7 protein-coding genes and 1 riboswitch are annotated in these 8,521 nt (G+C 68.3%); all 7 genes read right to left on the reverse strand.

What is annotated here, in order from left to right; translation table 11 throughout:
• A complete protein-coding gene (locus ACFWM7_RS15970; RefSeq protein ID WP_383260676.1) occupies positions 1-996 on the reverse strand; it encodes a hypothetical protein in 996 nt (331 codons plus the stop codon).
• Positions 993-3,191 carry a hypothetical protein gene (locus tag ACFWM7_RS15975; protein ID WP_383260678.1) on the reverse strand — a complete coding sequence of 733 codons (2,199 nt, stop codon included), beginning with the start codon at positions 3,189-3,191 and terminating at the stop codon, positions 993-995. The genes ACFWM7_RS15970 and ACFWM7_RS15975 overlap by 4 nt, the downstream gene beginning before the upstream one ends.
• A 10-nt stretch (positions 3,192-3,201) precedes the next feature.
• Positions 3,202-3,660: a hypothetical protein gene (locus ACFWM7_RS15980; RefSeq protein WP_383260680.1), complete on the reverse strand. Its 459-nt coding sequence runs from the start codon at positions 3,658-3,660 to the stop codon at positions 3,202-3,204.
• A gap of 160 nt (positions 3,661-3,820) precedes the next feature.
• Entirely contained in the window at positions 3,821-4,765 is a 945-nt protein-coding gene (locus tag ACFWM7_RS15985) for an aldo/keto reductase (RefSeq protein WP_383260682.1), read from the reverse strand.
• A gap of 148 nt (positions 4,766-4,913) precedes the next feature.
• Complete coding sequence (locus ACFWM7_RS15990) at positions 4,914-5,945, reverse strand: M23 family metallopeptidase (protein WP_383260684.1); 1,032 nt, start codon at positions 5,943-5,945, stop codon at positions 4,914-4,916.
• A gap of 11 nt (positions 5,946-5,956) precedes the next feature.
• A riboswitch (cyclic di-AMP (ydaO/yuaA leader) is annotated at positions 5,957-6,109 on the reverse strand.
• 210 nt (positions 6,110-6,319) lie between these two features.
• Positions 6,320-7,543, reverse strand: a complete 1,224-nt coding sequence (locus ACFWM7_RS15995; protein WP_383260686.1) for a PP2C family protein-serine/threonine phosphatase — start codon at positions 7,541-7,543, stop codon at positions 6,320-6,322.
• 142 nt (positions 7,544-7,685) lie between these two features.
• Positions 7,686-8,432, reverse strand: coding sequence for a MerR family transcriptional regulator (locus ACFWM7_RS16000; protein WP_383260688.1), 747 nt, complete (start codon positions 8,430-8,432; stop codon positions 7,686-7,688).
• Between the last annotated feature and the right edge of the window lie 89 nt (positions 8,433-8,521).

Here is an 8,521-nt window from a genome sequence, read left to right on the forward strand (position 1 = left end):
TCAGCACAGAGGGCTCTCCCGCACCGCTTTCTCAAAGGCGGCGAACAGCTCCTCACGAGGCCGGACATGCTCGGCCCCGGACATGTCGTCCGAGCGGTCGAAACTGTCGGACTCAAGGAGCGTCCGCCGACCGGAGCAGGTGAGGACCGTCCGGCCGGGCTCCTCGTCCGGGAAGAACCACAACAACCTGGGATCCTGGGTAACCGTGAAGTTGACCACGCCATCCGGGTCGTCAGGAAAACGAATCGCGCAGCCCCAGAGGCGGGCATCCCCTGGCGTCACGTACTCCTCGAACGCGGGGGCGGACGGCCGGAGCGGCGCGAAACCAGGAAGCCCGCAGGCGGCAGCGGGGTCGAGCGGCCTGGGCTCCACGAGCTTGGGCACCGCTTTCGGCATGGTGAACGAAGGCGTAGCACAACGCAGCTTCTCGGTCAGCCCTGTTGCGGCCTTCATCAGTACGGACGCCATCCGCTCCTGGAGTTCCCCGTTCTTCCACGTGCCGTCCTGATCGTTGTTCGCCTCGATCCTGAGGTAGGTCGGGCCGCCCTTTCCCAACGCCTTGTCGCAGGCCGAGGGAAGAAGCACGCCGGCCATGCTCCGGTTGACCCAACCCGGCACCCCTTCGACAGGTCCTCGGAACGGTGAGGAACCGGCGATGCCGTCGGCCATCCGCCAGACGCTCAGCCCTCCGGTAACCGTGCCGAGGTCCAGCGTGAACTCCAGGTCGCGCATCGCACCCTTGTCGTTCAGACCTGCGCCCACCTTGCACTGCGCCAGGTACGGGCTCTTGAGATCGCTGTCCTCAGAGGCGTAGCGATCGAGGGGCTGCACACTCATCCTCGCCACATCGCCGCCGGAAAGCGTGCCCCAGCAGAAGCTGGTCTGCTCGGCTGCCTTCCCGCCGGACCCGTCGCCGTTACACCCCGCGATCAGTGTGGCGGCCAGTGCAGCGCTCGTGCCGGCCACGAGAAGCGGAAGCCGACGGCCCGCCGTCATCCGACCACCTTCCCCATCTCGCCCCCGCCGCCGGTAAGACCGACGCCGTACCGGACCTTGCCCTCGTTCTGCAGATTGTTCTCGAAGTGCCCGGGGTCCTTGTCCATGAGATGCCACTGATCCTCGGGCACCTTTTTCTTGACTGCCGTCTCGATCATCCTGTCGATCTGATCGTTGCCGGCGGAGAAGTTGGCCGCGAGGTTCTTCCTGGTCTCCTTGTCCACCTCCGTATTGAGGTTGTTCATGTACTCGGTCGTCCCGATGTCGACGATGCGCTGCAAGGTGTCACCGGCCAGCGGGATACCGGTGACAGGCGCACCGATCATGTGGTACTGCATCATCTTGTTCCAGCCGTTGGCACTCTTCTCGTCGTCACCCATGTTGTAAATGACGTCGGCCCGGATCGCGTCCATGTATCCGACCGACTGGTTGGACTGCTGGACGAAGGCGGCGAGCTCCCGGCTCTTCGAGTTCTCTCCCTGGTCGTGGAGGAAGGCGGAGCCGTCGTACGAGTCGATCCCTTGTGCGGTGTAGGTCGTCTGTGCGTCGTGAATCCGGCCGAAGGCCTTGGGGTCCTCGGCGATGGCCCTCATCGTCGGGACCAGATCCTCCGGAGTGAGGGTGAGCCCGCTGTATTTCGACGGCAGGTTCTTCTCCATGCCCAAGAGCTGATGGATGTCGCCCGCGTACTCCGCGAACATGCCGGCCATGGGGCGACGGAGCCCAGCGGGCATCCCACTCGGGTCACCCGTGATGTTCTGCCCGTACGCCTCCACGGTGTTCTGGAAGATGGCCGCCTGGGCCTTGGTGTGCTCCGCGGGGATCTTCAGGGTCTCCCCGGGCGGGTTGCCGGACACCGCGGCCTCCAGCGCCTCGCCGAAGGAGCGGCGTGCCGAGCTGTCGATCTTGTCCTGCGGCATCTCGTTCTCGACCGACCCGCCGGGCCAGTCCCGCTTCTCGAGGAAGTAGTCGAGGTTGTCGGTCTTCGCCGGGTCGAAGTACGCCTCGGCGGCCTCGGGGTTCCGGGTGAACGCCTCCATCAGGCCTCCCATCGGATCCTGCTGGGTGCCCTTCCAGTTCTTCATGACTCCGGCGTACGGGTCGTCGGCGTTCTCCTCCCAGTTACGGATGGAGAAGCCGACCGAGTCGAGGAACCGCCCGTCGTACTTGGCGTTGCCCGCGGCCATCATCTCGGTGAGCGTGGAGAAGCCGGACAGTCCACCCTTGATCTGGCCGGGGTGCCGGTCCGGCAGGCCGTTCCCGTTGCGGGCGACATCGATGAGCTTGAAGGTCCAGTCGGAGTTGACGCCTCCGACCGGGCCCAACGGGGCGCCCGGCGAGGTGGCCGTGGCGACGCTCGTGGACAAGGCCGCCAGGAGCTTCGTATCGGCGCTGCTGACCTGCCCGTCGCGTCCGCCGCCCTCCAGGTTCTGCGCGATCATCAACAGGGCTTCCTGGTCGTCGCGCCCCCGGAAGTTGAGGTTGGTGAGCAGCTCGGCGCTGAACGCGGTTGAGTTCTTGCCTCGTTCGACCAGTTTGAGCAGGTGGTCACGCTCCTTGTCATCCAGCGTGTCCAGGCGGCCGTAGAGCTGGGCGGCTTCCTTGCCGTCCTTGCGGTCCTGGATCTCCTGGCGAGCGTCCTTGACGTCCCTCAGGGAGTCGTAATTCGTGCTGCCGAAGTCGTTCGGATGACCCTTGACGAGACTTCTCAGACCCCAGGCGCACAGCTCGTCGGCGTCCGCCGCCCGCTGAAGGATGGCTTCGAGCTTCTTGCGCAGATTGTCGAAGTCGGTCTGGGTGGGGACCGGATCCGTGTTGTCGGCGCTCCGGCGGTCAGGATGGACACTGTGGCTGAGCACGCCGTTCGGGTAGATCACGATGCCCGCGGGAGGGTTCTCGTAGGCACGCTTGAGATCGGCCTTGGCGTCCTTGATCTTCTCGTGGGCGTCCTTGATCAGGTCGCGGATGCTCTGCGCCTCGGTGACGGCATCGTGGAACTCCTTGGCCGTCTTCCCGACGAACGGCTTGGTGACGGAAGCGTTCTCACCGCGCCACACCGCCTTGTCGGCATGCCTCTTCATGGCATCCGCGTCGGGCGTCATCTTCTCCAGTCTGCCGATCATCTGCGTCCAGCTGGTCACCGCCGTGTCCAGAGAGGTCAGCTTCACGTTCAGGAGTTCTTCGAACGAAGGCATCCGGGCTCCTCTACTTGAAGTACTCGTTGATCTTGGAAGCCTTGACCCTGCTCATGTCCGTCTCGATCAGCTCGTCCTGCACCTTGTTGGCCTTCGAGGTGTACTCCAGGTGATTCGAGATGTGGGCGCACGCCTGCATCAAGGTCTTGACCTGGCGTTCCCATACCTTGTTCACCTCGGCCATGGCCTTGCCCATGGCGAAGCCGTCGCCCTGGAGGCTCGTCGCAGCCGTTCCCGTCTCCGTCCGGGCGTGCTTGCCCGCTCCCTGCATGTCATTGAAGAGCAGGAACGCGTCATGTCCGACCTGACCGAGGTCGTCGTCGAAGACGACGTAGTCCTCTGTACCGGGGCCGGCGCCCATGTGCGGACCGCCGGGGTCATAACTGGGAACCCCGTTCAGCCGCATACTCGAACCGTGCTGGGCCGCCACATCCGCCTTCTGCTGCTGCCATTCGTCCTCGAATGTCACACCATCCCCCGTTCTGATGTTCCCATCACTCACGCGTCGGGAACGCTACCCAAGGCCAAGACAGGTTTTCAAAGGGGGTGGTCGGTATGACCGGCATAACGAACGCCCCAAGTGAACAGTGTTACTAGGGCGTTGGCGTCTGCCCCCGGACAGTGCCCCGTCAGGCCGACGCCTCCGTGAGCAGCGCGACCTCCTGGTCCGTCAGCTTCAGGTCGGCGACCGCGACGAGGGCGGGGAGCTGTTCGACCGTACGGGCGGAGGCGATCGGGGCGGCGACGGTCGGCTGGGCGGCGAGCCAGGCGAGGGCCACCGTCGCGATCTCGGCGTTCCGGTCGCCGGCGACCCGGTCGAGGGCGGCCAGCACCTTGCGGCCGCGTTCCGACTCCAGGTGGCCGCCGGCCTTCGCGGAGCGCGCGCTGTCCACGTTCGCGCCGGGGCGGTACTTGCCGGTGAGGAAGCCGGAGGCGAGCGCGTAGTACGGGACGGCGGCGAGGCCGGCGTCGGCCGCGGTGTCCTGGAGAGGACCTTCGTAGGTGTCGCGGGAGACGAGGTTGTAGTGCGGCTGGAGCGCGACGTACCGGGCGAGGCCCTCGCGCTCGGAGAAGTCGAGGGAGGCCCGCAGCCGTTCCGGACTGATGTTGGAGGCAGCGATATGGCGCACCTTGCCCTCCTTCACCAGCTGGTCGAGGGCGGTGATGATCTCCTCGACCGGGACGGTCTCGTCGTCGAAGTGCGTGTAGTAGAGGTCGATGTGGTCGGTGCCGAGGCGGCGCAGCGACTGCTCGGCCGCGCCCTTGACGGTGGCGGCGGAGAGCCCCTTGTAGTCGGGGTGGGCGCCGGCCTTGGTGGCGAGGACGATGTCGGACCGGTTGGAGCGGGAAGCGAGCCACTTGCCGATGACGGTCTCGGATTCGCCGCCGTGGTTGCCCTCGACCCAGGCGGAGTACGCGTCGGCGGTGTCGACGAAGTTGCCGCCGGCCGCGGCGTACGCGTCCAGGACGGCGAAGGACTGTTCCTCGTCCGCCGTCCAGCCGAAGACGTTGCCGCCGAGGGAGAGGGGGAAGACCTGGAGGTCGGAGCTGCCGAGCGTGCGCAGAGAAGTCATGTGGGTGTTCAACGGCGGTGGCGGAGCCACATATTCCGCCCCCTGGCCCCGCCGGTCGCCGGACAGACCGGCAGCCCTGACGTCGGGGGGTGTGCGTCAGGGCTGCCGGGGTTTCAGGGGGGTGCCGTCCTCGCGGGGGCGGCGGGTGTCAGACCGAGAGGCCCTTGCTGGTCAGCCAGGCCATCGGGTCCATCGCGGAGCCGCCCGCGGTGCGGACCTCCATGTGGAGGTGGACGCCGGTCACGTTGCCGGTGGCGCCCATGCGGCCGATGGTCTCGCCGGTGGTGACCTTCTGGCCGACCGAGACGTCGATCGAGGACTGGTGGGCGTACCAGATCTCCGTGCCGTCATCGAGCTGGAGAACCGTGCGGTAGCCGTAGGATCCGGACCAGCCGGCCGACGTGATCGTGCCGCTGTGCACGGCCTTGAGCGGCGAACCGGCCGCCCCGGCGAAGTCCAGGCCGGTGTGCTGGCCGGAGGACCACATCGCGCCGGACTGACCGTAGGTCGAGCTGATCGTGTAGGAGGAGGCGGGCAGCGAGAAGCTGGCGGCGAGCTTGGCGAGACGCTCCTCCTCCGCCTTCTTCTTCGCCGCTTCCTCCGCGGCCTTCTTCTTCGCGGCGGCTTCGGCCTCGGCCTCGTCCTGCTGCTTCTTGGCCTCCTCCGCCGCCTTCTCGGCCGCGGCCTTCTCGGCGGCGGCCCTGGCGTCGGCGTCGGCGCTGGCCTGCTGCTGCTCGGCCTGCTGGAGGATCCGGGTGCGCAGCGCCTCGCCGGCGTCGGTGCCCTGCTCGGCCTCGGCGCTGGTGAGCCCGGCGGTGGTGAGCGGCGCGGCCGCGGCGACCGGGACGGCCTCCGCGTCGTCGGACATGAAGGACCCGACGCCGGGGAGGGACTTGGCGTCGGGAAGGTTGTCCGCGATGGAATCGGGAAGAGAGATGGAGACCGGTGCCTTGTTCTGAGCGGTGGCCATGCCACCCGCTCCGACGGCCGCTATGACGCCGACCCCGAGGACGGTGGAGCTACGGGCCAGACCACGCTGCTTGGCTACGCGGTGCCTGCCGCGCACGGGACGGATGGACTCCTCGGTGGGATTCCACTCCCCCACTGACTGCTCCGCGCCACCGTAGATGTCGGTGCTGAAGGGTGACGGGGCCTCAGGGGCAGGCTTGTTGGACGCCACGTGGGCGCACTCCTTTCCTTCCTTCTCGCCTACCGGGTTAGCTGACGGGTTCGGAGCAGGAAGGTCTCCTACGGGCCCCTCCGCCTCTCACGAGACGCAGGCGTCCGATTCACCCCATGTAGGTGGTTCCCCGGTTCCCTTGCGGAATTCGGCGCTCGCGCGCGGCGCCGTCTCTGACGACGGCTGTGACGACCGCGCTGCGTTATCGAACGTTAATAGACGCACGGGCCCGATTCCAAGCTGTTCCTGTTGATCATTAACGAACAGGGAGGGGATGTACGGGGCACAAGTGGGTGGAATCGGGCGACTTGACTCGGGCTCAGCCGCACCCCTTTTTCTGACAGTGCGTCAAATGTTATGCGGAGCGACGCCTTTCAGTTACGCACCGTGTCACCGCCCCGGCCCACGATCTTCACCGTCGTCCGGCGCACGGGCTGCCCCTCCGCCGGCCGGCCGACCGCGATGAGCGCCATGTCGTCCGTGGTCCGCCCGCCGGTGTGCAGCCGTACGTCGTCGGTCAGCGCCGACAGCAGCTCCTCCGGCCCCGGGAAGATCCGGCCGCGCAGCCGGGCCGCCGGATCGTAGAAGACCCCGTTCGCGTCCCGGGCCTCGGACAGGCCGTCCGTGAAGGCGAGGAGCGTCGCCCCGGGAGGCATCGCCCACTCGTCGGCCCGGTCCGGCCACACCCCCAGGTCCATCCCCAGCGGCAGCGCGGGCACCGAGGGCGCCAGCACCTCCAGGGCGCCGTCCGCGTGGAGCAGGATCGGCTCGGGGTGGCCGCGGTTGACCAGGCGGACCGTGGCCGCCCCGGGCGGGATCTCGGCCAGTACGGCGGTGATGAACCCCTCCATGGCGTCCAGCCCGTACCGCCGCGTCCCTTCCCGGGCCAGCGCCCGCTCCAGCCGCTGGGCCACGCCCTCCAGCGAACGCTCCTGCTCGGCGGCCTCCCGGAACGCCCCGATGATCACCGCCACCGTTCCGACGGCGCCCAGCCCCTTGCCGCGGACGTCGCCGACCACGACCCGTACGCCGTACGGGGTGTCCGCGACGGCGTACAGGTCGCCGCCCACGAACTCGTCCGCCTGCGCCGCCTCGTACCGCGCGGCCACCTGCAGCCCGCCGATCCGCTCGGCCGGCGTCGGCAGCACGGCCCGCATGGCGGTCTCGGCGACGGCACGGGCCGAGGCGAGCTGGTCGTTGCCGCGCCGCACGACGCCGTTGATGACGAGGGCCAGCACCGAGCCCGTGAGCACGGTGATCATCTCGATGACCGGGACCACCTGGGTGGACGTCCCGTCGGAGATCCGCATCACGGTGACGGAGACGACCGCGGCGATCCCGGTGCGGACGGTCCGGGACAGCGAGAAGAACGGGGCGGCGATCAGCGGGGCCGCGACGAAGAGGGGGACGGCGGTGAAGTTGGGCGGGGCCAGCGAGTCGAAGAGCAGCCCGCCGATGATCAGCAGGGCGGGCAGCGTCCGGATGAACCGCCCGGTGCCCCGCCCGCCGGGTGTCAGCTCGCCCTCCCGGGAGCCGAACACCACACGGCCCACGGCGTCGACGTTCCCCACCGTGCCGCTGCGCCGTCTCTCGGCCATCCCCACCTGTGCACTCCTGCCCGGTCCACCCACGGCTGCGGACGGTACCGCGCCCCGTCCAGGCTTCCCGGAGCCGCGCCGAGCGGCGACCGGGCATCGGCCGAATAGGGGGACCTGCGGATGGCGGCCCGGCCGGCCGTGGTCAGTCGGAGAGCCGGTGCTGCGCGTAGACCGTCAGTGCGTCCCGTACGAAGGCGGCGGTGCCGTCCCCGTAGCGATCGTAGTTCCTTCCGAAGCGCGGGTCCGCGACATACATCTCCCCGAGCCCGATCACATACGAACGGCTGGGTTCCTTGGCCGAGGACAGCCACGCGCAGTGCCGCCGAGCGAGCTCCTGCGCCTCGGGCCCGTCGGCGGCTAGGCCGGCCTCCCTGGCCCGCCCCCAGTCGCGCGCGATGGCCTCGTGCTCCGCCTGGAACGCCCTCTTCTCCCCTTCCCCGAGCGAACGCCACCAGCGGTCGCCCTCCTCGTACGCGTCCCGGCCCCAGCGCTCGGTGACCTCCTGCTCGTGGGCGGTGTGGTCGAAGCCGTCGAACACCTCAGCGGCCATGAGTTCCATCCCCTCCTGGGTCTTGTGAAGGGTGGTCCGCACCGAGGCGATCTGCCGCCCGATGCGCTCCTGCTCCTGTTCGAGCAGGAGCAGATGCGCCCGCAACGCCACCGCCGTGTCCCGCTGCCCCTCCAGTACGTCCTTGATCGCGGGCAGTGAGAGCCCGAGCTCCCGCAGCAGCAGGATGCGCTGCAGCCGGACGAGGGCGTCCTGGTCGTAGTAGCGGTAGCCGTTGCTCCCGATCCGGCTCGGCGCGAGGAGACCGAGGTCCCCGTAGTGCCGGAGCGTGCGGCTCGTGGTGCCGGCCCGGCGGGCGATTTCCTGAATGGACCACTCCATGCCGGAAACGCTAGATCTTTACGTTGCGTCAAGGTCAAGCGTCTTCGACCGGGCCCGGGAAACGACTCGGGCCCGGCACGCTGTCTGCG

Origin of the sequence: Streptomyces sp. NPDC058375, assembly GCF_042723425.1 — a bacterium.
GTDB lineage: Bacteria > Actinomycetota > Actinomycetes > Streptomycetales > Streptomycetaceae > Streptomyces > Streptomyces durocortorensis.